This is a genomic window from Tenacibaculum aiptasiae, assembly GCF_965221665.1.
GTDB classification, from domain to species: domain Bacteria; phylum Bacteroidota; class Bacteroidia; order Flavobacteriales; family Flavobacteriaceae; genus Polaribacter; species Polaribacter aiptasiae.
This window is the reverse complement of record NZ_CBDCSN010000003.1, coordinates 728839-754006: the sequence shown is the minus strand read 5'-3', so window position 1 is coordinate 754006 and position 25168 is coordinate 728839. Positions and strand designations below refer to the sequence as shown.

Sequence of the window (25168 nt, the reverse complement as noted above, 5' to 3'; positions counted from 1 at the left end):
ATATATTGCGTATTAAATTTCAATGAATTTATTTACATGTGATTATGCAGAATGAAAATTCAAGTTTAGCAACTAATTTAATTGCTTATCGTAAAAGTTTAGGACTTTCTCAAGAGGCTTTAGCAGAGAAAGCGAATGTGTCTTTGAGTACTATTCAACGTATTGAAAAAGGGACAGTTACTCCTCGTGCTTTTACGATTAAAATTTTAGCAGAAACATTAAACGTAGATATTACAAGTTTAATGAACTCTACTATTCAAAGTGAAACTTCAATTTCAAATATTTCTCCTTTAAAAAAGTTAAACTTAGTAACACTTTTTTTTGTTTTCCTACCTTTTATAAACCTTATAGTTCCAACTATATTCTGGAGAATGAATGAAGAGTTAGAAAATAAAAACTCTACAGCAGGAAAAATTTTAAGTTTTCAGTTATTATGGAGTTTTATTGTAGTGATAGGAATGGGAATTACACTTTTTTTAGGAAACCTGCTTATTGGAGCGGGTGATAGTCTTTTCTTCATCATGATTTATTATTTACTAGCTGTGCTGTTTAATATTTTTACAATTGCTAAAACAGCATTTAAGTTGAATAATAAGGATGAAAATATACTTTCCTTTATTCCAAATTTATTTTAACCTCAGACTTAATTAACTTATTGATATTTAGCCATTTGTTTTTAAATGACATATAAATGCGGTAAAAAAGCTATAGGATTGACATAAGATAATAGCCGACATCATTCTAGTTTTACTATTCAATTTTAAAAGAATAGAAATAAACAGAATGAAGAAAAGTATTTTAAAAATCAGCTTAGCTATTATAGCTTTATTAATAATTTGGGGAGGATTCGTTTTTTTTAAACCAGCTCCAAAAACGATTAATGATTTAATGGAAAGCTATGTGAATCCTGGTATTAAAATTAAAACAAGGAGTCCATTTAGTGGAAGTGTTTTAGTAGCCAAAAATGGAAAAATAGTTTTTGAAAAAGCTTATGGAGAATCTGATAGAAAATCAAAAACACTCAATACAATAGATACTAAATTTGGTATTGGTTCGGTAACAAAACAGTTTACAGCAATGCTTATCATGCAAATGGTAGCAGAAAAAACAATAAATCTACAAGATACTATAGGAAAGTATTTGCCTTATTTACCTAAAGATAAAAAAGATAATATAACTATTCATCAGTTATTGGCTCATACATCAGGATTGCCACATTATGAAGGTTTAGATGCCATAGGAGTAAGTTTAAGAGAATTTGGAAATACAAGTTATACACCAAAGGAGCTAGCAATATTGATTGGAAAAACAAATTTGGTAAGAAAACCAGGAACGGCATATTATTACAGTAGTTTTGGTTATGACTTGTTGGGAACTATTTTAGAGAAAGTATCAGGTAAAACATACAAAGACTTGTTAAGTGAGAGAATAATAAAACCTCTTGGATTAAAAAATACAGGTTTTGAAAGTAATGAATATGTAGCTAAAGAATTAGCAAAAGGGTATAGGTATAGAGAAGTTTATGGATTGGATTGGTGGACCTCAGAGCATGGTGGTAAAATCACTCAAGCTCCCTTTAGAGATCAGTCAACTGCCTATTCTGCTGGTGGAATGCATTCTACTGTTAGAGATTTATTTACATGGAGTAAAGCTTTAAAAACATTCAAATTATTATCTCCTAAATTGACAAAAATAATGCTAACACCAAATAAACATGGGCATTGTTATGGTTTGGTAAGAAACTGGGATGATATTGTAGAAAAAAACATAAACGTAAGATTATATGGACATGGAGGAGCTTTGGCCGGAAATAGTGCTTTTATAGCTTTATATGATGACGGAACTACAATTATTTACTTGACTAATAGGAATAATTTAAAAGCTGAAGAAATATTACATCAAATACATATACGCGCAAATAATTTAAAAGATGAATTTAAGTTAAAAGGATATCCAAATAGAAGTTCCTATTCAAAGTTTATAGAAGCAGGAGGAATGCCTGTATTGCATGATTATTTTAATAGACTCTCTAAATACAGTGGTTATAAAGTAAATCCTTCAAACAGTACAATGAGAGGTATTATGAGTATTCATTTAGAGGCCAAAAAACATACTGTAGCAGATAGTTTAAAAATGGCTTTTATCAATAATTTTAATAAAGATGAAAGAACTCTTAATGAATTTGGGTATTACTTTTTAAACTCCGATTATCCTAAGTATGCTTTAGATTTTTTTAAAGAAAACACTTCTAAATATCCGTATTCATCTAATGCTTGGGATAGTTTAGGAGAAGCATATTTGACTTATGGAAATTACAATGAAGCTATAAACTGCTATAAGAAAGCTATAGAAATAGGAAAAAAGATAAATCATAGTGCATTAAGACTTTATAAGGAAAATCTTGAGAAAGCATTGGAAAAACTAAAAAACTAACTAATAAATAGATTAGAAAGGAGAATATTTAGTAATATTCTCTTTTCTAATTTTAAGAGTATAAAATTAGAAATACACCTATCATAATACCTGCTAAAGGAACTAATTTTTTTCGTTTGTTTTTTTCTTTAAAAACAAGTCCACCTAATACCACGGCAATAATTATTTGACTGCGTTTTATAGCTGATAATAACATTATTAAAGCATCAGGATCTTGTAGCGCTTTAAAATAAAAATAATCGGCGGTTTGTAATAAAACACCAACAGCAATAATTGTCCATCGCCATTTAAAATCCTTTCGTTTTTGTTTGTATGGAAACCAGGTTATTGATAGAATAACAATTAAAATAAGTATCGTATACCAACAAAACCAAAACTGTAGTGTTTGTGGATTTAAACTTAAATTCTGAATTAAAAACTTATCATATAACCCACTAGATGCTCCTAAAAATGTAGCACCAATAATGGCAAAAATCCATTTATTCCTTTTAAAATTAATTCCTTCTTTTTTCCCAATTTTAGAATAGAGAATTACTGATAATATAATAAGGAAAAAACCAATCCATTGTAAAAAATTAGGACTCTCTTTATAAATTACGATAGCTCCTATAAAAGTAAAAAAAGGACCAGCAGAACGAATTGGCGTAACAATAGTAATAGGTAAATGCTTTAATGCCTGATAAGCTAATATCCATGAAGAAGCCATAATCATTGATTTTATAAAAATAAAACCATGAGTTGTCCAAGGAATATCACTAATATGAAAACCTATTTTCTGCGTATACTCAGGATAAAATATAGAACCAATAAAAAACGGTACTAAAAACAAAAAACCAGAAGAAATAGTACCTAAAAGTACAGGAAAGACTTCGTTTCCTTGTACAGCATGCTTTTTACATAAATTATGTAATCCTAAAAAAAGAGCGGCCAATAAACCTAAATACATCCACATGCCGCGAATATAGTTTTTTAGACTATTTCAAATTCAAAATAATTTAAAAAAAGCACAATGAAAAAAGCTTTATATTTTTTAGGATTATTACTTGTAGTAAAAAGGGGTTTTTCCCCTACAAGCAATTATATAGGAAACTATATTTGCCTCCGTATTTGTAGAATGTGGGGACATTGTAAGAATGCAACAATAAAAAGCATCTTTAGAAAAAAGGATGCTTTTTTATATAAAAACAAGAGAGAATATATTTCTTTTATTTTCAAAAGGACTAATCGAAAAAATCTTCTTAAACGTCTATAAAAAATAAAAGAACATCAATAAAATAATAAAAACTAAGGTAGATTATTTTACCTTAGTTTTTATTATGTTAGACTTACAAGAAAGAAATTATTTAAAAATTTTATTCCATATTTTAATATGGTTGCTTTTGTTTACTTTTCCCTTAGCTTCACTAAATGAAGAGTACCTTATTCACAGAAACTGGCTATCGCTAACATGTATTTTTATTGCTTTTTATATAAATTACTTTGTTTTAGTAGACCTTTTTTTCTTTAGAAATAAGAAACCATTATTCTATATACTCAACGTTCTGTTAATTATATTGCTTTATGTTTTATTACGACATACGTTAAAATTAAGCTTATTTCATCCCACAGTTGATGGTAAAATTGTACGACAAGTAAGAAACGGAGCAATGACTACTATCCAATTAATTTTACCTATTATCTTAAGTATTGGAATGTGTCTCGGTTTAAAGGTTAATACAAGGTTTCGTAAAAGTCAATTATTACTAGAGCAAATAAAACAAACACAATTAAATTCAGAAATTAAATACTTAAAATACCAAGTACAACCACATTTCTTATTTAATACGTTGAACAATATTTACGCATTAATTGATTCAGCTCCTGAAATAGCTAAAGAATCTATACATACTATGAGCAAAATGATGCGCTATTTATTGCATGAAGCCTCTAATAGCAAGGTTTCTTTAACTAAAGAAATTGAATTTATAGAACGTTATATTGAATTAATGCAATTAAGAGTATCATCTAATGTAACACTAAAAAAGAACTTTCCTATCATAAATCAGCCAATACAAATAGCTCCTTTGTTATTAATTTCATTTGTAGAAAATGCATTTAAACATGGTATAGATGCTGTAAAACCTAGTTTTATCAATGTAGAGTTAAGTATAAATGGAAAATATATAAATTACAGGGTAGTAAATTCTTCATTCCCTGAAAAAGAAAAAGTAACTAACTCTGGTATTGGTTTAGAAAACTTAAAAAAACGATTAGAATTAGTATATCCAAAGAAATTTGAACTAAAAGTTAAAGAAGAAGCTAATCTATTCATTGCCGAATTAAAACTTAAATTTAAAGAATGAAACTATCTTGTATTTTGATTGATGACGAACCTTTAGCTTTAAATTTATTAGAAGGTTACATTAATTCCATTCCATTTTTAGAATTAAAAGCTAAATGCAATAATGCTATTGTAGCTTTTGAAATCATAGAAAATGAAACTATAGATTTAATTTTCACTGATATTCAAATGCCTAATTTGTCTGGAATTGAATTCTCAAAAATGATTTTAAATAAAAATATCAAAGTTATTTTCACTACTGCTTTTGAAGAGTTTGCACTCGAAAGTTATAAAGTAAATGCTATTGACTATTTAGTAAAACCAATAAGTTATACTGAGTTTTTTTCAGCAGCAAACAAAGCCAAACAGCTACTTTTTAATAGTGCACCTAGTAAAACTTCAATGGATGATTATATATTTATCAAATCAGATTATAAATTGATTAAAATAAATCTGAAAGACATTATTTATGTAGAAGGATTGAAAGACTACCTAAAGTTTTATACAGTTAATTCAGAAAAACCATATCTGACTTTAAAAAGTATGAAATCGCTTGAAGAAGAATTATCTAACAAATACTTTATGCGTGTACATCGTTCATTTTTAGTTAATTTAAAAATGATAACAACCGTAGAAAGAAATCGAATTGTCTTTGGTGAAAAATACATTCCTATCTCAGAAAAGTATAAAGAAAATTTCCAAAAATTTATAGAAGGTGATTTTTTAAAGTAGATGAAATACTCCAAAACTTCTATAAAAAAGAGTTCTGAGTATATTTTATTTTAAAAACTACTCTAGGTTCTTAATATTTGATGTATTCACGCTAAAAATACATCAATGATTCAAATAACTAACTTTTTAATAATATGCTTATTAACATATTATTTGCAGACAAAAAAAGATACTAATGAAATTTTAACCAAGTTTGAAAAAACAAGTTATTCATCTAAAAAACTATAATATGAATAATTTCAAACTAAACAATCAATTAAGCTATTTTTTAGATCTGATAGTATATTTAGCAATAATGTTTCTTATTAGAGAAATACATACTCCTAATACACACTTTTTAGTAAATACATTTTTGTATTCTGGAACAACTTTTATAGTCGCTACATGGCAAATGAATAGGAGAGGAGTCACATGGAGCTCAATAGGTTTGAAAAGGCCTAAAAGTATTTTTATAACACTTTTGAAAGCAGCTTTTTTGTTTTTATTTATAATAGCTACATTTCTGATTTTTAAATTTATTCAAGAATCTTTTTCATTAGTTAAAGAGAATCCTACTAGAGGAATAAAAACAGGAAAATCGTTAAGCAATGGAGATTATGGATATGTATTTTCTATTATAATTTTTATTTGGCTTCAATCTGCATTAGAAGAGCTTTTAGAGCGTGCTTTTTTAATTACTTGGTTAGAGAGGCTTTTTGAAAAAACATCGTTTAAAACAACTTTAGCAATCATAATTCAAGCATGTATATGGGGTTTTAGACATTCATATGATATTTCTGACAGATCTTTGTCTGTAGCTTTGGTTGGAATTATTATGGGAATAGCTTACGTGAAGTTTGATAGAAATTTATGGCCGCTTATTATAGCACATTGTGCTATGAATACAATGTCTTTAATATAAAAGTATTATTAGTTTGGTTTTTAAATCTATTAAAAGCCAAACTAATATTTAAAAATCTGTAATACAAATAACTATATAATTCAATTTTTAGTTTATCGAACGTTTTCTTCATTTCGTCGACACTTCACCCTGTTTAAACTAACAGATTAAAAAACAAGTAAATAGCCATAGTATCTTAGCTAAAAAATTAAAGAAATAATGAAAGTTCAACCAATTTTAGTAAGACTAGTTAAGATATGTGGAAATAAATATGATATTAAATTTCCTGAATTAGAACTTAATATGACTGTAAATCAAGATTTTTACACAAAAATTTCTAATAGTCCAGAACAATATAAATTTTTAGTATATCCTTATAACTAAGAAAAACTGTTCTTATAAGGTATATTTTTTAATAAGTATTTCAACTTTTAATAAAAAAGAGGGTCTAAATAAAAAGCTTACAATTTTATTTAAAATCATCTTTTTAAAAGATATATATTTATGAGATATCTATTAACTCTTTTCCTTCTATTTCCATTTCAAATATCAACTTTTGCACATGATGGAGGACACAACAATACAAAGCAATGGATAATAAACAATAAAGAAGTAAAAGCAGAACTTCTAAAATATGAAGATGGCAAAGTTTATTTTCTGAATCAAAAACACAAATTACTTGTTTATAATATTCAAGCTCTTTCTTCCAAAGGTCAAGAAACTATTTTAAAAGAACACCTTAAAATTTCACATCTCAATCATCGGCAACTAAAATCAGGAAATTTTTCAAAAATACTATTGCCTCTAGGTTTAGGTTGCTTGCTAATATGTGTTTCAATTCTCTTATACTTAAAGCAAAAAAAAACAATTAACATACTATATGGATTAATTGGTTTAGGTATTCTTACAATTTCTGCTTGTAGTAATGGTAACGATTCAATAACAAATAGTCCAATAAATCATATTATTCCTCCAAATAACGTAAGCTTTTTAACCAAAATTTTTGGGAATTTTTCAAGTGTTTCAACAACTTCTGATAATGAATGGTTTTATATAGAAAGTAATGGATTACCAAATCATGAGATGATGACAGGTATTACTAACTGGCAACAGCAAGTACCTATAAATCACTTTTATACAGGATCTAATAATTGGGCTATTCCAATTCAGCCAACATTATCAGATAATCCATTAGATACTAAAACTAATTTATTAAAAGGGGCAATAGCCATTGCAGCTAATGGTATTCCAATTTTTAACCCACTTAATAATAGAGGAGAAGATGCAAATATTATTGGAGAATTAGATAAATAGGGAGGTCATTGTGGAAGAGCTGATGATTATCATTACCATTTACCACCACTTCATTTACAACCTACAGTTGGTATAGGAAATCCTATAGCTTATGCTTTAGATGGTTTTCCTGTTTATGGAGAAACCACAGAACAATTAGATGAGTATTTAGGAAGATTTACTAATGATGGTAGCTATCAATATCATACAATTACCGAATATCCATATTTTATTGCTGGAATGAGAGGTGTAGTAACTATAGACTCTAATACTTCGGCACCAGAAAATCAAATTATACCACAAGCCATGAGTCAAGGTGTACGTCCTGCTTTAGAACCTCTTATTGGAGCTGAAATAACAAGCTTTTCATCAATTGGAAACAATTCATATTCTTTAACTTATCAATTGAATACCGAAGAGTATATGATTAATTACCAATGGGACGCTAACAATCTTTATACATATGAATTTATAAAACCTAATGGAAGTTCAATAATTGAAACTTATCAGAGATAAATCTTATTTATAAAATATAATACAAGGAGAGAACTATTATGTTCTCTCTTTTTATTTATAAAAATTCATAAATTATAATCGACTTATTTAACGGTGAAAATATTTTTTTTAATTTTTTGTCATATTTTAAAACTTTCTGTACTAAATAAATAGAGAGAAAAGAAATTATATGCAAAATCAAAAAAATCAAACTTTCGAACAGGTTATAGAAATCAATAAAGAAAAGATATACAGGATTTGTAGAATTTATGCTGTAAACCCTATAGAACCTGAAGATTTGTTTCAAGAAGTAGTGTACCAAATTTGGAAGTCATATGCTTCATTTAAAAGAAAATCTAGTATTGATACATGGATTTACAGAATTACTTTAAATGTATGTATGCGCTCAAAAGAGAAACTAAACAAAAAGAATTACAAAACAATACGTTTAGATGCTATTCAATTTACTTCAAAAGAAACAACAACAACAACAGCCTTAGAAGACAAAAAATACAAAGCATTGCAAAATTGTATTTCAGCATTAACTCCTAAAAATAAATCAATTGTAATTCTCTCTTTAGAAGGATTGGCTTATAAAGAAATTGCAAAAACAAAGGATTTAACTGAAAATCATATTGCAGTAAAAATGAAGCGAATACGTAAAATATTATTGGATTGTATAACCTCTAAAATAAAGTCATATGGATACTAAACAACAAGAAGCTTGGGATGATTTAAAAAACATATGGAATAAATCATCTCAGGGTAAAGAAATAAATATAATTATGTCAGAATTAATCATTGAATTAAAAAGTAAAACAACTGAGTTTGAAAGAAACTCAATTAAAAAAGATGTAGAATTTATTAAAGGAAATATCAGTCAGTTTGAAAAAGACTCTATAAAAAGAGATATGGAGTTTATCAAAGGAAGTATTGGCAATTTTGAAAAAAACTTTGTTAAAAGAGGCTTGAACATCTTAAAAAGGTTTGTAGAAAGAATAAAACGTAATAAAAATTAAAATTATGTTTTCAAATCAACCAAAATCAACAACTATAAAAATTATCATTCTAATTCTATTTTTAACAACTAAACTTAATTACTCTCAATCTTTAGATAAAAATAACAAGGCTTTAGAGAAGAAAATAGATAAATATCTTACTGAAGGACAAGCAAAAGGTTTTTCCGGAGCTGTATTAATAGTAAAAAACGGAAAAATCCTTTTGAACAAAGGATATGGGGTAGCTAATAGAGAAAAGAAAGAAATTATAACTTCTGAAACTGTTTTTTCTACAGGGTCAGTAACAAAGCAATTTACTGCGGCAGCTATTCTCAAATTAGTAGAATTAGATAAGCTAAAACTAACGGATAAATTAGCAACTTTTTTTAAAAATTTACCAGAAGACAAGAAGAGTATTACTATACATCAATTATTAATACATGCTTCTGGTTTAGTAGGTGGAATTGGTATTGGTGACTTTGAAGATATATCTACAAATAATTTTTTTAAAACGTTGTTCAATACAAAATTACGTTTTAAACCAGGAACAGAACACAGATATTCTAATGCTGGGTATAGTGTTTTAGCGCGTATTATTGAATTGGTTTCTAAACAAGAGTATGAAGATTTTTTGTTAGAACATTTGTTTAAACCATCTGGTATGATGCATACAGGTTATTTAATGCCTAAATGGGAAAATAAAAAATTAGCAAACGGTTATGTCAATGGAATTAGAAATTGGGGAGCTATGATTCCCCGTTTTCAAAAAGCAGGTAACATATCTTGGGCTTTAAAAGGAAATGGAGGAATACAATCAACACCAGAAGATATGTATAAGTGGTATCAAGCATTGAACTCAAATCTTGTATTGTCAAAATCATCGATTAAACTTTTAACAACTCCATACATACAAGAACAGGAGGGTAGCGACTTAAGTCATTATGCATATGGTTGGGCTATTTTTAATTCAGATAGAAAAACTAAAATTGTAACACATAATGGATCAAATGGTATCTTTTTTCATGAATTCATGTGGTTGCCAGAAGAAGACACGGTATTAATATTTTTCACAAACGCTTACAGTAGAGAAGTAGAAATTATATGGCAATTAGAAAAAATGCTATTTGATCAAAATTATTCACCTAAACCTATTCAGAAAAGCCCTTATCTTTTAGTCTTAGATTTTATTGGGAAGAATAACGTTAATCAGTCAAAAGGATTATTATCATTAATTAAACAGAAATACGGATCAGATTTTTCAGATAGTAATGTATTAAACCAAATAGGTTACATGCTTTTAGAAAGGAATCAACCTTCTAATTGGATGATTGAATTATTCAAACTAAATGTCCGTTTATTTCCAGATAATGCCAATTTATGGGATTCATTAGGTGATGGTTATAAAAGTAAAAACGATATAAAAAATGCTATTAAATCTTATAAAAAAGCATTGAAATTGGATCCTACTGTTGCTACTTCTATAAAATCATTAAAAGAATTAGGTATTGCATATACTAATAAAACTCCTAAAACTATAAATATCTCTAAAAACATATTAAAAAAGTATATAGGAAAATATCAATTAAAATCTGGACACTTAATAAAAATCTTAATAAAACAAAGTAGTTTGTATATAGAGTTCCCTGGAAGATCTTTAATGCTATTAATTCCTAAATCAGAAACTAAATTTTCTATAGCTAATAGAAATGTATCCCTTATATTTAAGAAAAAAGCAACTCATATAGATAGTTTCATAATGACGGAAAATGGGGAGCAAATGATTGCTAAAAAGTTATAAGCAAGAATTAAAAGGAGCAATAGTATCGTTACAAATTGAAATAAATAGAGAGAAAATGTTCCTGTAAAAAGTTAATTTATAAACTAATAACTTTCTTAAATATAGGTTACTTGTATTAGTAACCTATATTTAATTATAATCAAGTTTCAAATAAAAAACAGAAACTTAAGAAGTATAGTTCTCTATTGCTTTATGTAATTTGTCTATCATACGCTGTCGTAAACGTGCTGGTTTTAATATTTCAATGCTATTACCAAAACCAAGGATTTTCCGTTCCAATTCATAATTAACTTGAACTAAAATATTAAATATCACTCCATCATCTATTCGTTTTATTAAACGTTGACTTCTATGAAAAGGCTTGGTAATAACATAAGGTGCATTTTCTTTATCAATCCAAAATTCAATGCGTTGTGCTCTAGTGTTAGCCACTGTAGCACCGATTACATCTCTATAATATGTATCTCCATCAATTTGCAAATCGTTATACTCTTTATTCTCTTCTTGTACTATATTTGATATTCTATCTAGAGCAAGAGTGATGTATTGTTTTTTATGAGAAGCTAATAAAAACCATCTGTTATTATACTCCTTCAATAATTGAGGATGCACGGTCATATTACTTGCTTTACGAGCTTTAAATGATTGATACGTAATTGTTATAACTTTTTTATTTTGAATGGCTGCATAAATAGGATCAATATATTTTAAACCTTTTAATTGTTCATTTTTATCTAAATGAATAATTGCTCGATTTGTTTTTTGTGAAGCATAAACAGAATCTTCTAACCTCTGTAAAACACCATCCATTTCTTTAAACAATGAAAAATCTTTAAACTGACGTAAAACTTGAATAGCTTCATTCATAATTTGAACATCATTATCTGTTACAGGAATATTCATAATACTGTATTCTTCTTCAGAATAACGATAAAACTTACGATCATATACTTCAATAGGAGCATTGTAGCCTAATTTATCACTTCGCATTGATTGAATATCCAATTGAACAGTTCGCTTACTTACATAAACATCTTTGCCTTCATATTCATATAAAGCATCAGAGCAAGCTTCAATTAAATCATCCAAAGTCCAACGTTTCATTTTATTTCGCAAACATTGATCTATTGTTTTATATCGAATTAGCGCATTTTTATTAGAAGCCATTTACAAAGAGTTTAATTCATTTTTCAAATTTGTTCTCGCTTGTTCTTCATATAAATCTCTAAAGGTTGCTGTAGCATAAATAAAGGGCTTATTAATGAAGTGTTGCAATACTTTCTTACGTCCTTTTTTATAAAGAAAATTAGGGACCGATTTGTATTCTTCTCGTATCAACTTAGTATACTTAAAATAAGTCTCAGAGGAAGTACCTAAAATCCCTAAATCAAAATCGATAAGCCATTTGGTATCACTGTCATTTGCCTCATGAGTTTTAGTGGCAATGATTTGTTTGTGAATAGCATCTAAACTATTAGAAGATAAATTAATTTTAGAAAGAGAATCAAGAGCATATAAAGCGCTTTTTTCTTCGTTATCTTTTCTCCAAATATTATAGATAATATCATGATAAAATACAGAGAATGATACTATATCTATACGTTCAATCTGATTCTTATAAGTATCAACATAATTGAAAATCTCTTTTAGATGCGTAAGATTATGGTAGGCTCTATGCTTTTCAGAATAATTTGTTACTATCTCTTTCCATAGTAATTCTTTAATAGTAACATCATTCGTATACTTAGATATCAATTCTGAAAAACGTTGTTCTAAATTCATTTATATCAATTTTTTGATAAAATTATAAAATAAATCATACTACGCAAAAAGATTGCGCACATTGATTAAATATTTGCATTCTAATTATGAAAAAAAGAAATATGAAAACAAATAACAAGCAAAAAAATAAATACAGAAAACAAGATGAATCATTACCAAAAGCAATTATTTGTGATTTAGACGGAACTTTATCTTTAATAAATAATAGAAATCCCTTTGATGGTAGTAAGTGTGAACAAGATTTACCAAACGTACCAATAATGAATTTAGTAAAGAACTATAAAAGTTTAGGCTTTAAAATTATTTTATTGTCTGGTAGAGATGGTAAATATGAACCAGAAACAAAATTATGGCTAGAAAAGAATCATATTATTTATGATAAATTATTGATGCGTGCTCCTAAAGATAATAGAAAAGATGCTATTATTAAATTGGAGATTTTTAAAAGAGAAATAGAAAATAAATATTTTATAGAATTTGTTTTAGATGATAGAAATCAAGTTGTTGATCTCTGGAGAAAAGAATTAAAATTACCGTGTTTACAAGTGTTTTATGGTGATTTTTAAATAGAAAATATTTAGATTTTTATAAAAAAGAAAATGAAAAAAGAAATAAAAAATAAGTTATTAGAGATAGAAAAAAATAGAAAAGCGAGAATACTTTTTGCTTGTGAATCTGGAAGTAGAGCTTGGGGCTTTGCTTCTCCAGATTCAGATTATGATGTACGTTTTATTTATTCAAAACCATTAGATTGGTATTTATCAGTATCAGACAAAAAGGATACTATTGATATAATGGATGGAGATTTTGATGCTGTAGGTTGGGAACTCAAAAAACAATTAAGATTGATGATGAAATCTAACATTCCTGCGTTAGAACATTTATTTTCTCCCATTATTTATAAAGGAAATAGTAATTTAATTACTGAATTAAGAGAAATTGGAACAGAATGTTTTTCACCAATAGCTTCTATTTTTCATTATTTAAGTATGAGTAAAAAATACGAAGGAAAATTAATGGACGAAAAAATTAAATTAAAGGACTTATTCTACGCTTTAAGAGCAGCATTAGCTGGGAAGTGGATATTAGAGAATAATTCATTACCTCCTGTTGTTTTTGAAAAAATGCTTAGTTTAATAAATGCTAATTTAGAAAGGGAGATTAAAGATTTAATAGCTATTAAAAGTAATGAAAACGAAGCCTATTTACATTCTAAAAATATAGAAGTTATAAATCTTATTTCAGACTTAATAACTGAAAATAGTAAATATGCTAAAACACTTTCATCTGGTAATCCCAATATTGAGAGAATAAATTGTTTTTTATATAAAACATTAACTTATGAAAACAGTTGAAGAACTAAAAAAATCTGGTAGTATAATTTTTGAATGTATAAGTGGTAGTAGAGCATATGGTCTTGCTACACCTAATTCAGACACGGACATTAGAGGTGTTTTTATATTACCTAAAGAACAATTCTATTCTCTAAATTATACAGACCAAATTAATAATGAAACAAATGATATAGTGTATTATGAACTAAAAAAATTCATTGAATTATGTTTGAAAAACAATCCAAACATTCTTGAAATGTTAAACGTTTCCGATGAATTTATTTTACAAAAAAATCCTTTGTTTGATGAAATAAAAAAAGAAATATTCCTTTCAAAATTATGCAAAAACACATTTGCAAATTATGCGTTTACACAGATAAAAAAGGCTAGGGGATTGAATAAAAAAATAGTCAACCCTGTTGAAAAGGAAAGAAAGTCTGTTGATGATTTTTGTTTTATAAGAAAAGATAAAAAATCTATTCCTTTAAAGCTATTTTTAGAAGAGCGCAATTTAAAAAGTAAACATTGTGGATTAGCAAAAATTGCTCACATGAAAAATTGTTATAATTTATTTTACAATGAAAATTTACTTTATAAAGGCATTTCAAAAGAAAAAGCAAACGAAGTATGTTTAAGTTCAATACCAAAGGAGGAGGAGCCAATAGCTATGTTATACTTTAATTTAGATGGATATTCATCATATTGCAAAAAATATAGAGAGTACTGGTTATGGGTAGAACAAAGAAATGCTGAACGTTATAAAAACAATATTTCTCATAATAAGAATTATGACGCTAAAAACATGATGCATACATTTCGTTTGCTACATATGGCAAAGGAAATAGCAGAGGAAGCCAAAATAAAAGTTAAAAGAGAGGATAGAGATTATTTACTTTCAATTAAAAATGCTGAGTTCGAATATGACGGTTTAGTTGAAAAAGCTGAAGAATTGAGAATGAAATTAGATATTTTATATGAAAAAGCACAATTAAAAGAAAAGCCTGATATGAAAGAGGTTAATAACCTATTAGTTGCTATTAGAACAAAATTTTACAAACAAAATTTGGAAGTTTAAAAGTATTTTATTCATCTTTGCCTTAGTTCATTGACAGGTTCTTATCTAATTTTTATAAGATATGTAACACAATAATGCGTTACATAATTTATAAAATATAGTATTATGAATTGGAAAATTCAAAAATTGACTAATGGAGAAACCATTATATCAAAAGAACCAGGTAATTCTATGTTACCCCTTTTAAAATCTAAACAACCAGTAAAATTAGCTCCTATTAATTGGAAAGATTGTAAAGCTGGAGATATTGTTTATTGCAAGGTTCGTGGAAATTGTTTTACACATCTTGTAAAAGGTAAAAATGATAAAAGAGGACTATTGATTGGTAACAATCATGGTAGAATTAACGGATGGACAAAAAATGTTTATGGAAAAGTAGTAGAAATACTTCCAATGCCATAGGCATTATTAAAAAAGAAATTATTAATTATATTTTATAAAAATAAAGTAAAAAGCTTATGAGCATAATTAAATTACATAAAATGGGCGCTAAACTGCGACTTTTTAGGTCGGTGTTCTAGGTTAAAAACTTTAAAAAGCATATTTAAGGCGTCCAAAATTGATTTTTTGGACGTTTTTTTTATATTTTTTTTCAAAAACTAATAGATGCCAATACATCGTGTAAGTTTTAGCTACATAACAATAAATCAAAGAGTTATCTAAACTCATTATATCTGCACAAAAGCGGACAGGTATCCTCTTGTCTAAAATCGAGCGTAGTTAACTGATTTTCAATAAAATAAATGAATTTTTGATTTGCATAATTGAAAAAGTCCTTTTATGTTTGCACCGCAATAAAGCACAAAACAATTTTAAAACGAAGTAACATGTTTAAATTTCAAATCAACATATGTACAGTAATAGAACCAGGTTCTAGTGTACAGTATTTACTTCGCGACTTTCTTCACAAATAGATAATTAATTATACTATATATGAAAAAGTCCGAAGCAAAAACTTCGGATTTTTTTATGGCTATTTTCTAAAGATTTTCCGAAGTGTGAGCTCGAGTACATTCGAGGTTAAATAGGAGTCAACCAAAGTTGAGTTCCTAAAATCAAACATCTCAAAATTAAATCATGGGAAATAAATTAAAAGGAAAAGACCTAATAAAATTAGGGTTTCCAAAAAATAATAGTATCAATATTGCTTTAGGGCAAATTAACAGATACCGGAAAAGAGAAAAGAAGGAACGTATTTTAGAGGAGGCTAAAGAAGTATTACTCGAGCCTGATAGATTTCAAGGAAATGCTATTTGGGGTAAGGTAGTAGAAGGATTACTAAAGCCTGTAGAAGTTCGTTTTCACGAATTAAAAAATACAAGAGCTCCTTTTACAATTTACGGAGAAAATGAAATAGATAATCAAGCAAAATATCAATTATATAACGCTTTAAAGTTACCAATTGCTGTGCAAGGCGCTTTAATGCCCGATGCACACTCAGGTTATGGTTTACCAATTGGAGGTGTACTAGCTACTGAAAACACTGTAATCCCCTATGGAGTAGGAGTAGATATTGGTTGTAGAATGTGTTTAACTGTCTATCCGATAAAAGCATCTTATTTAAAAGGAAAAAGACATCAATTAGAAAGCATCCTTTCAGAACACACAAAGTTCGGTATGCGAGAAACACACAAGGTAAAACATGATCATGAAATATTTGAGCGTTCAGAATTTAAGGACATTCCTTTAGTTAAGCGATTAAAAACAAAGGCATATCAACAATTAGGAACCTCTGGAAGTGGAAATCATTTTGTTGAATTTGGAATTGTAAATATTACAGATGAGAATAATGAATTTCAATTACCAATTGGCGAATATATTGGCTTATTAACCCATAGTGGAAGTCGAGGTTTAGGAGCAAATATAGCAAAGCACTATACCTATTTGGCAGCAAAACAATGTCCTTTACCCAAAAATGTTCAACATTTAGCATGGTTAGATTTGAATACACATGACGGACAAGAATATTGGTTAGCAATGAATTTAGCTGGAGATTATGCTAAGGCATGCCATGATAATATTCATAAACGAATAGGAAAATTATTAGGAGCTAAAGCTATTGCAAAAATTGAAAATCATCACAATTTCGCTTGGAAAGAACAAGTAAATAATCAAGAATTAATTGTGCATAGAAAAGGAGCTACACCAGCTAATAAAGGGCAATTAGGTATTATTCCAGGTTCTATGACAGCGCCAGGTTTTATTGTACGTGGTTTAGGTAATGAAGAGAGTCTTAATTCGGCTTCACATGGAGCAGGTCGTTTGTATTCACGTAGAAAATGTAAAGAAAAGTTTACTAAAAGTGATATCAAACATCAGTTAAAAATGAACGATGTAACTCTTATAGGAGGAGGAATTGATGAAGCTCCAATGGCTTATAAAAATATTAAAAAAGTAATGGCAAATCAACAAGAATTGGTGGAAGTAATAGGAACATTTACCCCAAAAATTGTAAGAATGGATACTTAAAATGGAAACAAAAATAATACAATTAACAGCTGCAAAAGGACCTGCAGAATGTGCATGGGTTGTAGCTAAAGTGCTAAAAATATTCTTAAAAGAATTGATGATTAATAAGATTGAATATCAAATACTTCATAAAGAAAACGGAATAGAAAATGGCACGATACAATCGGTAAGTATAAAATTAAATGGTAAAGAGATTTCGAATTTATTAAAGAATTGGATAGGGACAATTCAGTGGATAGGAGTATCTACATTCAGAAAATACCATAAACGTAAAAATTGGTATATAGGATGTTATGAATTGAATCAGGTTCAGCAAAATACAATTCATGAAAAAGAAATTCAATTTCAAGCTATTCGAAGTTCTGGGGCAGGAGGGCAGCATGTAAATAAGGTAAGCTCAGCAATAAGAGCAAAACATTTACCTACTGGAATTCAAGTTTTAGTTATGGATAGCCGATCACAACATCAAAATAAAAAAATAGCAGTAGAACGATTAAAAGAAAAAGTTTCGGAACATAATACAAATCAATTAAAAGAAGCTGTAAAACAAGAATGGGAAAACCATTTGAATTTAGAAAGAGGGAACCCCATTAAAATATTTACAGGTTCCGATTTTAAACAAAAAAAGAAAGAAAAATCTTTTAAAACAACACGTAATCAGTTGAAAACAGATTTGCGTAAACAATTAGAATAAAATCATGGAAAACTATATAAATAATTATGTTTTTAAGGCATTAGACGCATTTTATTACGATTTAGAAGAAACAATGGAGTCTTTGAATTATGCTTTGTCTTATGACGATAAAAATACAATGGCACTAACATTAATGGGTAGAGTATATGCTGAAAAGTTATATAAATACTCAGAAGCTATTGAATATTATAAAGAGGTTTTAGCTATCAATATCAATGCTTTTGAAGTGTACTCACCTTATATCAATGTGTTGTTATGGAATGAAGATTTAAAAGAGGCGGAAGATTTTATTGACTTTGCATTAACAGTAAAAGGATCAGACAAAGCAATGTTGTATTTAAAGAAAACTGTTGTAAAAGAACATCAGAAAAAATATAAATCAGCTTTAAAGTCTATCAAATTAGCAAAAGAGCATAGCTATAATTCTGATTTCATGTATACTATTGATACAACTAAAGATCGTATAAAAGAAAAAATGCCCAATACAAAGAAGAAAAAAGCAACTAAAAATAATAAAAAGAAGAAGAAAAAGTAAAATATTTTTTACTACGCAAAAAGGTTGCGCAATAACATATAATATTTGCAGTGTAATTATGAAAAAGATCACGCCTAAGTGGGAAAATTGCAAAAACACCTCACTTTATAAAAGACTGAAGTGAGGTTAGATTTAGAAATAAGATTTTAAAAATATCAAGCAAGTCTTGTTGAGTGTTTCAGTATAACACCATTGTATAATTCCGTACAGTATTTGTATTTGGTTATTATATGCAACTAGTCTTGGAGGTTTTGATTATTTACCAAAAAATAATCAGCATTCTATGTACGGAGGTTCGAATCCTTCCATAACGAAAGTTATGTAGCAAAGCGGTTATGCAATAGAGAATTCCGTGTGGGTTCGAGTCCCACTATCCGTTAGGATATCGTCTAATTGGTAGGACACTAGATTTGGGTTCTAGAGAATTCGGGCAGTAAAGTGCCTATTATTTAAGGAAGCTCATCAACTTGTAAAACTGATGACTATTAACAAAAACGATATGTTTTTTATGAGTTCTTTCGAGAACACTTAAAAAAGAACTTTGAAATTTTTAATTTTTTAAATAAAAAAGTAGTTCCTTTTTATAAATCAGTTGATTTCATATATGATTTCAATCCATTTTAAAAAACGAATTATAGCCTTTTTAAAAAGATCAATTTCCGTGCTTTCTTAAGCATTTAAAGTATATCGTTTTTATAAAACCATTAAAAAAATAGAAGAATGAAAAGAATAAAAATTAACACAGGAAAAGTAGGATTGGTATTTAAAAAAGGTGAATATCAAAAAGTAATTACTGAAGGTACACATTGGTTGTATTTAAATCAAAACGTCATTATTTATGATTTAACAAGTGAGTTTATCGGAACTATTGCCATAGAAATCTTATTAAAAGATACAGTTTTAGCAGACATGTTAGATATTGTAGAAGTAAAGGATAATGAATTCGTATTAGTTTATGAAAACCATAATTTTAAAAGAGTATTAGAAGCTGGCAGGCATTTTTATTGGAAAGGTTTAATTAATAGAACTTTTCAAAAAATAGACAAAAGCAAAATTTATATTACAGAAAATATAGATAAAGTATTGTTTAGTAATTATCAATTAAATAAACATATTAGAGCTTTTGAAGTAGCAGCCTATGAAAAAGCCTTATTGTTAGTAAATGATGTATACACAAAAACATTAACAGGAGGAACTTATCGATTTTGGAGAAATGATACATCTATTAAAATTGCCAAAGCAGATATGAGACAATTGCAATTAGAAATAGCTGGACAAGAATTGTTAACAAAAGACAAAGCCAATGTAAGAATTAACTTTTATACGCAGTATAAAGTAGTTGATATTGAAAAAGCTTTATTAGATAATAAAGAGTATGAAAAGCAATTGTACATTTTAATGCAATTGGCTTTAAGGACTTATGTTGGAGGTTATACCTTAGATGAATTGTTAGAGAAAAAAGAAAACATTGCTAATGCAGTATTTGAAGAAGTTTCTAAAAACACTAATCAATTAGGTGTAAAAATAGTGAATTGCGGAATTAGAGATGTTATTTTAACTGGTGATATGAAAGACATCATGAATCAGGTTTTAATAGCTCAAAAAAGAGCACAAGCTAATATTATAACTAGGAGAGAGGAAACTGCTTCTACTAGAAGTTTATTAAATACAGCCAAATTAATGGAAGATAATGAAATGTTGTTCAAATTAAAAGAAATGGAATATGTAGAAAAAATTGCCGATAAAATTGGTGAGATTACAGTTTCAGGTAATGGCAATGTTGTAAAGCAGTTAAAAGAAATTTTTACGGTTAATAATTAATAAGTTTATAAATGTAAATAGAGGTATATAAATGTGAAAAAAAGGAGTTTTTGACGAAACTCTTTTTTTTCTTATATTAGAGAAAAATAAGATTATGTCCCTCAACATTAACAATTTAATTGACAAAAACCTTCCTTTAATAGAGAAGCTTACAAGGTCAAAAAAAGCAAACACGAGTATCTGGAGACTCGTAGGATTAGACAACAAAGAATTAAGTGATGTTTACGAATGTAACAGACTTGGTGATGAAATGGAAGCCAAATCTTTAATAAAACGTAAAAGAGCAATGATTCTAAATCTTACCGCAAAAGGTAAAAGAATACTTAAAAACGGAGGTTGGTTAAAACATCAACGAGAACGTTTAAAAGAAAAAAATACGATTCTTGAACTTACAGAATCTTAAATAAATCCATCCTTTTTATTCGTAATAACTACTTTGATTTTCAAGTCGAAGCGTATATTTAGTGCATAAAATCAATTAAAACAATCGGTTTTTGAGTGATTATTTAATGTAAAGAATTACGAATATTTTTTCTTAAAACTACAAATTGTAGCAGTACTTGTTTATATTTGTAGCAAATGAGAAAAATATCAACAAATATACGCCATTTAAGAAAATTAAGAGGATTAACTCAAGAACAATTTGCAGAAAAACTAGATATAACAAGGTCTAGAGTTTCTTCATATGAAGAAGGAAGATCAGAGCCTTCTATAGAGTTTTTAATCACTATATCAAATTACTTTAAGCTACCTATTGATGTTTTAGTGAAAAACGATTTAACTTTTTCAAAAGAATCATCATTCATAGAAATTGGGAGTCAAAGAGTGCTTTTCCCAATAATGGTAGATAGCGAAGATGATAACTTAATAGAAATAATACCTACAGAAGCATCTGCTGGTTATTTATTGGGTTATGATGATCCTGAATATATAGAACAATTACAAAGAATAAAACTACCTTTTTTACCGGTTGGTAAGCATAGAGCTTTTCCAATTAAGGGAGACTCTATGCATCCTATGAAAGACGGATCTTTTGTTGTAGCTCGATTTATTGAAAATATTAACGAAGTTAAGGATGGTGTTTCCTACATAATTGTTACTAAAAATGACGGAATTACCTATAAAAGAGTATATGATAAAATTGAAGAGAATAAAACATTATTGTTAGTTCCAGACAATAGAAATTATCAAAGCTACAATGTCCCAATTTCTGAAGTTGTAGAACTATGGGAGTTTACTTGTAGTATCAATACTCAAGAATACGACGAAAGAGATTTAAAAATAAGCAGTATCGCTATGATGCTTACGCAATTAGGTGTAGAATTAAAATCGTTAGCAAAATTAGAAAAATAAGTATCGATTAGACTATTTAAGCTTCTAAAGCAAAAGTATAAACGAGGATTGAATTGTATTCAATTCTCGTTTTTTATTATCATCAATAGATACTATTTACTCATTCTCTTATCTGATTTTAACCTTAGGCAAACTTAGCCTTCAATACATTTTATTTTCTACATTTTTTTAGGTTTCTTGTATTTAATACTTTTCATCAAAGTAGTAAGAGCCCCCCGCTTTAATTAAAAATACTTTTCAATTTTTGGAAAGTATTTTTTGCTTAACAAGTTTCTTTTTAATTTTCATAATATTATCTAATGAATATTTTCTAAATAAATAGAGATAAAGTACTTTAGCCTAAAAAAATGAAAAAGCTATATTTCTTTCTATTTCTAATAATTCCTTTTTTTACATTTTCACAAACTTTTGTTGATGATATTGATAGAGTTGCAATAGTAGTAATAGACTACTGTGTTGATGAAAATGGTAAACGATATGATATAAAAATTAATGAAGAAAAAAGCACATATAGACATAATGGTTGGAGGTTAGGTTGCTTAGATCATTTTAAAAAAGCAAAATTATATCATCCGATGAAAATGACTAATAAATGCTGGCAGTCAGTTTATTATTTTGTAAATTCTAAATATAAAACATATCAGCTATCCAAAGATGATTATGTTAAATGTAAGGTATTTCATAGTGGTAAATTCAAATATGAAAGCCCTGCGTATAATGAAACTATAATAAAAAGAAGAAAAAGACGTCAAATAGAAAAAGGAGGCATTGGAGGCAGACAAGTTTATAAAATTAATTGGTTAAATGATTATAAATATGAACTAGAAACTATCAAAATGTCTTTAGAGAAGGATAAACATAAAGAAGGAGGAATTATTTCAGTTGAAATTGTAGAGATTTTAAATGAAAAAACATATTTATATAAAGCAAAAATAATTAATAGAAAAGATCCTAATTATGTATTTGGATTAATAACAAAATTATAATCAATATAGTATTTTAGCAATAATAAGTTTTATTTCTATGTCAAAGTTACCTGGTACTACAGCTAGTATATTTTCTGTAATGTCGCAATTAGCACAACAGCATAATGCGATTAATTTATCACAAGGATTTCCAAATTTCCCAGTTGATGAAAGATTATTAGAAATATCTCAGCGTTTATTAACAGAGAATATTCATCAGTATACACCTATGGCTGGCCTACCTTCTTTGCTTCAAAAAATAGCTTTATTAACGCAAGAAAACTATCAAAGAAGTATAAACACTTCTACAGAATTATTAATTACATCAGGAGCTACACAAGGAATTTACACAGCAATCAATGCTTTGGTAAACCAAGGAGATGAAGTAATTATTTTAGACCCTAGTTATGATAGCTATGAGCCTTCAGTTTTAGTAGCAGGAGGGAAGCCAGTAAGAATTTCTTTGAATGACGATTATTCGCCAAACTTCAATCGAATAGAATCGGCAATTACTTCAAAAACAAAATTGATTATTGTAAATAATCCGCACAATCCAACAGGAAAAATTTGGAAGGAAGAAGAGTTTGAAGTTTTAGAAACTATTTTAGAAAAACATTCTCATGTTTTATTATTAAGTGATGAAGTATATGAATACATTTCGTTTAAACATTCACATATATCCGTAAATACTCGTCCTAAGCTAGTAAATAAAGCGATAATAGCATCATCCTTTGGAAAATCACTACATGTTACAGGTTGGAAAGTTGGATATTTAATTGCTCCAGAATTTTTAATGAAAGAAATTAAAAAGATTCATCAATTCTTAGTTTTTAGTGTAAACAGTATTTCACAACACGTTATTTCAGAATACTTAGATATTGTCAATTTTAATGAAGTAGCGGCCATGTATGCTAAAAAAAGAGCCTTATTTCAAAACTTATTAAAAGATAGTCGTTTTGAGGTTTTACCTTCAGAAGGAACTTATTTTCAAATAGTCAATTATAAAGAAATCAGTACTAAAAACGATATGGATTTTGCTACAGATTTAATAACCAATCATAGTGTTGCTGCTATTCCTATATCTGTTTTTTATAAAGATGCAACCGATAAACAAATGCTTCGATTTTGTTTTGCAAAAACAGATGAAACTTTAATTGCAGCTGCAGAACGACTAAACCAGATATAAAAGAGCTTTAAAGTTATATAGCTTATATTTATTAGAAAATATAGATTTGATTTGTGAAGCATTTTAAAAACATACAAGATTATTGTAAGGCAATTAATATTCCACCTTCAAAGCATCCTTATTTTGATATTAGGAGCTTTGAAGAGAATATGCCTACAGTTGTTTCTAAAATGGAATCTTTTAAGCACGAATTTTATGCCATTGCTATAAAAGTAGAAGGAACTGGGAAGGCCATTTCTGGACATCATACTAATTTTCCTGAAGGAGCTACCGTTTTTTTCAATTCACCTTTTCAACTAATCTCTTGGGATATACTTCCAGATTGGGAAGGCTATTATTTAATGTTTTCAAAAGAATTTATTACACAATCTAAGCATTTGCAACAGCTTCTAAAAGAGTTTCCTTTTCTAAAAATAGATAAGTCAATACCTTTTGAAGTACAACCTAAAGAGGTATCTAAATTACTGGCTATTTATGAAACAATACATCAAGAGCAGCAAAATTTAAAGGATGATTCTTTATTAATAATGGAAGCTCAGTTATTAGTATTACTTAATTATGTAAAGCGTTTTTTCAATGCACAAGTAAATAAAGAAGAAGCTTTGGAAGAATTTAGAAAAGCGGATGTAAATCTCTTATCACGTTTTCAAACATTAATAGAAACTAATTTCTACGAAAGCAGCATAGCTAATAAAAAAGTACATTCTCCAAGTTTTTATGCTAAGAAACTTGCCATACACCCAAATCATTTAAATGCTACAGTAAAACAAATTACGGGGCATACCGCAAAGAAACACATACAAAATCATATTCTACGTTTGGCAAAATCAAGATTGCTACAAACTCAAATGAGCGTTAAAGAAATAGCTTATTCATTACATTTTGATGCTCCTAACAATTTTAATAGTTTTTTCAAAAAAAACACCTCACAAACACCAAATTCATATAGAAAAAATCACTAATCTTTGATTTTTATACTTCTTAGTTTGATTTCATAAACTTTTC

At 27.9% G+C, this 25168-nt stretch carries 27 protein-coding genes; 24 read left to right on the top strand and 3 right to left on the bottom strand.

Going from position 1 to position 25168, the window contains the following annotated elements:
• The first annotated feature begins 44 nt into the window (after nucleotides 1-44).
• Both ACOQN8_RS15350 and ACOQN8_RS15345 read left to right on the top strand, forming a co-directional pair.
• Complete coding sequence (locus tag ACOQN8_RS15350) at nucleotides 45-635, top strand: helix-turn-helix domain-containing protein (RefSeq protein WP_420553336.1); 591 nt, start codon at nucleotides 45-47, stop codon at nucleotides 633-635.
• A gap of 148 nt (nucleotides 636-783) precedes the next feature.
• Complete coding sequence (locus ACOQN8_RS15345) at nucleotides 784-2433, top strand: serine hydrolase (RefSeq protein WP_420553335.1); 1650 nt, start codon at nucleotides 784-786, stop codon at nucleotides 2431-2433.
• 52 nt (nucleotides 2434-2485) lie between these two features.
• Here the strand turns inward: ACOQN8_RS15345 and ACOQN8_RS15340 are convergent, their stop codons facing one another.
• Nucleotides 2486-3385: an EamA family transporter gene (locus ACOQN8_RS15340; protein WP_150898615.1), complete on the bottom strand. Its 900-nt coding sequence runs from the start codon at nucleotides 3383-3385 to the stop codon at nucleotides 2486-2488.
• A gap of 601 nt (nucleotides 3386-3986) precedes the next feature.
• On the opposite strand from ACOQN8_RS15340, the gene ACOQN8_RS15335 reads away from it, so the two are divergent.
• From ACOQN8_RS15335 to ACOQN8_RS15295, 9 genes are all read left to right on the top strand, one after another.
• Nucleotides 3987-4775: a sensor histidine kinase gene (locus ACOQN8_RS15335; RefSeq protein WP_420553334.1), complete on the top strand. Its 789-nt coding sequence runs from the start codon at nucleotides 3987-3989 to the stop codon at nucleotides 4773-4775.
• A complete protein-coding gene (locus ACOQN8_RS15330; protein WP_150898620.1) occupies nucleotides 4772-5485 on the top strand; it encodes a LytR/AlgR family response regulator transcription factor in 714 nt (237 codons plus the stop codon). The genes ACOQN8_RS15335 and ACOQN8_RS15330 overlap by 4 nt, the downstream gene beginning before the upstream one ends.
• Before the next feature lie 229 nt (nucleotides 5486-5714).
• Entirely contained in the window at nucleotides 5715-6386 is a 672-nt protein-coding gene (locus ACOQN8_RS15325) for a CPBP family intramembrane glutamic endopeptidase (RefSeq protein WP_420553333.1), read from the top strand.
• A gap of 198 nt (nucleotides 6387-6584) precedes the next feature.
• Nucleotides 6585-6749 carry a hypothetical protein gene (locus ACOQN8_RS15320; protein ID WP_420553332.1) on the top strand — a complete coding sequence of 55 codons (165 nt, stop codon included), beginning with the start codon at nucleotides 6585-6587 and terminating at the stop codon, nucleotides 6747-6749.
• 120 nt (nucleotides 6750-6869) lie between these two features.
• Nucleotides 6870-7679 carry a hypothetical protein gene (locus ACOQN8_RS15315; RefSeq protein ID WP_420553331.1) on the top strand — a complete coding sequence of 270 codons (810 nt, stop codon included), beginning with the start codon at nucleotides 6870-6872 and terminating at the stop codon, nucleotides 7677-7679.
• A gap of 219 nt (nucleotides 7680-7898) precedes the next feature.
• Nucleotides 7899-8174, top strand: a complete 276-nt coding sequence (locus tag ACOQN8_RS15310; protein ID WP_420553330.1) for a hypothetical protein — start codon at nucleotides 7899-7901, stop codon at nucleotides 8172-8174.
• A gap of 169 nt (nucleotides 8175-8343) precedes the next feature.
• Nucleotides 8344-8865: an RNA polymerase sigma factor gene (locus ACOQN8_RS15305; RefSeq protein WP_420553329.1), complete on the top strand. Its 522-nt coding sequence runs from the start codon at nucleotides 8344-8346 to the stop codon at nucleotides 8863-8865.
• Complete coding sequence (locus ACOQN8_RS15300) at nucleotides 8855-9172, top strand: hypothetical protein (RefSeq protein ID WP_420553328.1); 318 nt, start codon at nucleotides 8855-8857, stop codon at nucleotides 9170-9172. Before ACOQN8_RS15305 ends, ACOQN8_RS15300 begins: the two co-directional genes overlap by 11 nt.
• A gap of 4 nt (nucleotides 9173-9176) precedes the next feature.
• Nucleotides 9177-10949 carry a serine hydrolase domain-containing protein gene (locus ACOQN8_RS15295; RefSeq protein ID WP_420553327.1) on the top strand — a complete coding sequence of 591 codons (1773 nt, stop codon included), beginning with the start codon at nucleotides 9177-9179 and terminating at the stop codon, nucleotides 10947-10949.
• Nucleotides 10950-11114: 165 nt separating this feature from the next.
• On the opposite strand, the gene ACOQN8_RS15290 is transcribed toward ACOQN8_RS15295, so the two are convergent.
• Both ACOQN8_RS15290 and ACOQN8_RS15285 read right to left on the bottom strand, forming a co-directional pair.
• Entirely contained in the window at nucleotides 11115-12116 is a 1002-nt protein-coding gene (locus tag ACOQN8_RS15290; protein WP_420553326.1) for a helix-turn-helix transcriptional regulator, read from the bottom strand.
• Nucleotides 12117-12731: an HD domain-containing protein gene (locus ACOQN8_RS15285; protein ID WP_420553325.1), complete on the bottom strand. Its 615-nt coding sequence runs from the start codon at nucleotides 12729-12731 to the stop codon at nucleotides 12117-12119. It lies immediately after the preceding gene.
• A gap of 101 nt (nucleotides 12732-12832) precedes the next feature.
• On the opposite strand from ACOQN8_RS15285, the gene ACOQN8_RS15280 reads away from it, so the two are divergent.
• From ACOQN8_RS15280 to ACOQN8_RS15220, 13 genes are all read left to right on the top strand, one after another.
• A complete protein-coding gene (locus ACOQN8_RS15280) occupies nucleotides 12833-13297 on the top strand; it encodes a phosphatase domain-containing protein (RefSeq protein ID WP_420553324.1) in 465 nt (154 codons plus the stop codon).
• Nucleotides 13298-13330: 33 nt separating this feature from the next.
• A complete protein-coding gene (locus ACOQN8_RS15275) occupies nucleotides 13331-14086 on the top strand; it encodes a nucleotidyltransferase domain-containing protein (RefSeq protein ID WP_420553323.1) in 756 nt (251 codons plus the stop codon).
• A complete protein-coding gene (locus ACOQN8_RS15270; protein WP_420553322.1) occupies nucleotides 14073-15140 on the top strand; it encodes a nucleotidyltransferase domain-containing protein in 1068 nt (355 codons plus the stop codon). The genes ACOQN8_RS15275 and ACOQN8_RS15270 overlap by 14 nt, the downstream gene beginning before the upstream one ends.
• A 105-nt stretch (nucleotides 15141-15245) precedes the next feature.
• Nucleotides 15246-15542 (top strand): phage repressor protein, encoded by a 297-nt coding sequence (locus ACOQN8_RS15265; RefSeq protein WP_150898627.1) that lies wholly within the window; start codon nucleotides 15246-15248, stop codon nucleotides 15540-15542.
• A gap of 675 nt (nucleotides 15543-16217) precedes the next feature.
• Nucleotides 16218-17609, top strand: coding sequence for an RtcB family protein (locus ACOQN8_RS15260; RefSeq protein ID WP_420553321.1), 1392 nt, complete (start codon nucleotides 16218-16220; stop codon nucleotides 17607-17609).
• A gap of 1 nt (nucleotide 17610) precedes the next feature.
• A complete protein-coding gene (gene prfH / locus ACOQN8_RS15255) occupies nucleotides 17611-18303 on the top strand; it encodes a peptide chain release factor H (RefSeq protein WP_420553320.1) in 693 nt (230 codons plus the stop codon).
• A gap of 4 nt (nucleotides 18304-18307) precedes the next feature.
• A complete protein-coding gene (locus ACOQN8_RS15250) occupies nucleotides 18308-18838 on the top strand; it encodes a tetratricopeptide repeat protein (RefSeq protein WP_420553319.1) in 531 nt (176 codons plus the stop codon).
• A gap of 720 nt (nucleotides 18839-19558) precedes the next feature.
• Nucleotides 19559-20659: a slipin family protein gene (locus ACOQN8_RS15245; protein WP_420553318.1), complete on the top strand. Its 1101-nt coding sequence runs from the start codon at nucleotides 19559-19561 to the stop codon at nucleotides 20657-20659.
• A gap of 94 nt (nucleotides 20660-20753) precedes the next feature.
• Nucleotides 20754-21062 (top strand): hypothetical protein, encoded by a 309-nt coding sequence (locus tag ACOQN8_RS15240; RefSeq protein WP_420553317.1) that lies wholly within the window; start codon nucleotides 20754-20756, stop codon nucleotides 21060-21062.
• Nucleotides 21063-21238: 176 nt separating this feature from the next.
• Nucleotides 21239-22012, top strand: a complete 774-nt coding sequence (locus tag ACOQN8_RS15235; protein WP_420553316.1) for an XRE family transcriptional regulator — start codon at nucleotides 21239-21241, stop codon at nucleotides 22010-22012.
• A 347-nt stretch (nucleotides 22013-22359) separates the two neighbouring features.
• On the top strand, nucleotides 22360-22998 hold the full coding sequence (locus tag ACOQN8_RS15230; protein ID WP_420553315.1) for a hypothetical protein: 639 nt from the start codon (nucleotides 22360-22362) through the stop codon (nucleotides 22996-22998).
• Between the two features lie 37 nt (nucleotides 22999-23035).
• On the top strand, nucleotides 23036-24163 hold the full coding sequence (locus ACOQN8_RS15225) for a methionine aminotransferase (RefSeq protein WP_420553314.1): 1128 nt from the start codon (nucleotides 23036-23038) through the stop codon (nucleotides 24161-24163).
• Nucleotides 24164-24216: 53 nt separating this feature from the next.
• Nucleotides 24217-25125 carry an AraC family transcriptional regulator gene (locus ACOQN8_RS15220; protein ID WP_420553313.1) on the top strand — a complete coding sequence of 303 codons (909 nt, stop codon included), beginning with the start codon at nucleotides 24217-24219 and terminating at the stop codon, nucleotides 25123-25125.
• Nucleotides 25126-25168 lie beyond the last annotated feature (43 nt).

Excerpts from the sequence above, each read along its gene's own strand:
- ACOQN8_RS15350 (WP_420553336.1), top strand. The coding sequence starts at position 45 with ATGCAGAATGAAAATTCAAGTTTAGCAACTAATTTAATTGCTTATCGT.
- ACOQN8_RS15345 (WP_420553335.1), top strand. The coding sequence starts at position 784 with ATGAAGAAAAGTATTTTAAAAATCAGCTTAGCTATTATAGCTTTATTA.
- ACOQN8_RS15340 (WP_150898615.1), bottom strand. The coding sequence starts at position 3,385 with ATGTGGATGTATTTAGGTTTATTGGCCGCTCTTTTTTTAGGATTACAT.
- ACOQN8_RS15330 (WP_150898620.1), top strand. The coding sequence starts at position 4,772 with ATGAAACTATCTTGTATTTTGATTGATGACGAACCTTTAGCTTTAAAT.
- ACOQN8_RS15325 (WP_420553333.1), top strand. The coding sequence starts at position 5,715 with ATGAATAATTTCAAACTAAACAATCAATTAAGCTATTTTTTAGATCTG.
- ACOQN8_RS15320 (WP_420553332.1), top strand. The coding sequence starts at position 6,585 with ATGAAAGTTCAACCAATTTTAGTAAGACTAGTTAAGATATGTGGAAAT.
- ACOQN8_RS15315 (WP_420553331.1), top strand. The coding sequence starts at position 6,870 with ATGAGATATCTATTAACTCTTTTCCTTCTATTTCCATTTCAAATATCA.
- ACOQN8_RS15310 (WP_420553330.1), top strand. The coding sequence starts at position 7,899 with ATGAGAGGTGTAGTAACTATAGACTCTAATACTTCGGCACCAGAAAAT.
- ACOQN8_RS15305 (WP_420553329.1), top strand. The coding sequence starts at position 8,344 with ATGCAAAATCAAAAAAATCAAACTTTCGAACAGGTTATAGAAATCAAT.
- ACOQN8_RS15300 (WP_420553328.1), top strand. The coding sequence starts at position 8,855 with ATGGATACTAAACAACAAGAAGCTTGGGATGATTTAAAAAACATATGG.
- ACOQN8_RS15295 (WP_420553327.1), top strand. The coding sequence starts at position 9,177 with ATGTTTTCAAATCAACCAAAATCAACAACTATAAAAATTATCATTCTA.
- ACOQN8_RS15290 (WP_420553326.1), bottom strand. The coding sequence starts at position 12,116 with ATGGCTTCTAATAAAAATGCGCTAATTCGATATAAAACAATAGATCAA.
- ACOQN8_RS15285 (WP_420553325.1), bottom strand. The coding sequence starts at position 12,731 with ATGAATTTAGAACAACGTTTTTCAGAATTGATATCTAAGTATACGAAT.
- ACOQN8_RS15280 (WP_420553324.1), top strand. The coding sequence starts at position 12,833 with ATGAAAACAAATAACAAGCAAAAAAATAAATACAGAAAACAAGATGAA.
- ACOQN8_RS15275 (WP_420553323.1), top strand. The coding sequence starts at position 13,331 with ATGAAAAAAGAAATAAAAAATAAGTTATTAGAGATAGAAAAAAATAGA.
- ACOQN8_RS15270 (WP_420553322.1), top strand. The coding sequence starts at position 14,073 with ATGAAAACAGTTGAAGAACTAAAAAAATCTGGTAGTATAATTTTTGAA.
- ACOQN8_RS15265 (WP_150898627.1), top strand. The coding sequence starts at position 15,246 with ATGAATTGGAAAATTCAAAAATTGACTAATGGAGAAACCATTATATCA.
- ACOQN8_RS15260 (WP_420553321.1), top strand. The coding sequence starts at position 16,218 with ATGGGAAATAAATTAAAAGGAAAAGACCTAATAAAATTAGGGTTTCCA.
- prfH (WP_420553320.1), top strand. The coding sequence starts at position 17,611 with ATGGAAACAAAAATAATACAATTAACAGCTGCAAAAGGACCTGCAGAA.
- ACOQN8_RS15250 (WP_420553319.1), top strand. The coding sequence starts at position 18,308 with ATGGAAAACTATATAAATAATTATGTTTTTAAGGCATTAGACGCATTT.
- ACOQN8_RS15245 (WP_420553318.1), top strand. The coding sequence starts at position 19,559 with ATGAAAAGAATAAAAATTAACACAGGAAAAGTAGGATTGGTATTTAAA.
- ACOQN8_RS15240 (WP_420553317.1), top strand. The coding sequence starts at position 20,754 with ATGTCCCTCAACATTAACAATTTAATTGACAAAAACCTTCCTTTAATA.
- ACOQN8_RS15235 (WP_420553316.1), top strand. The coding sequence starts at position 21,239 with ATGAGAAAAATATCAACAAATATACGCCATTTAAGAAAATTAAGAGGA.
- ACOQN8_RS15230 (WP_420553315.1), top strand. The coding sequence starts at position 22,360 with ATGAAAAAGCTATATTTCTTTCTATTTCTAATAATTCCTTTTTTTACA.
- ACOQN8_RS15225 (WP_420553314.1), top strand. The coding sequence starts at position 23,036 with ATGTCAAAGTTACCTGGTACTACAGCTAGTATATTTTCTGTAATGTCG.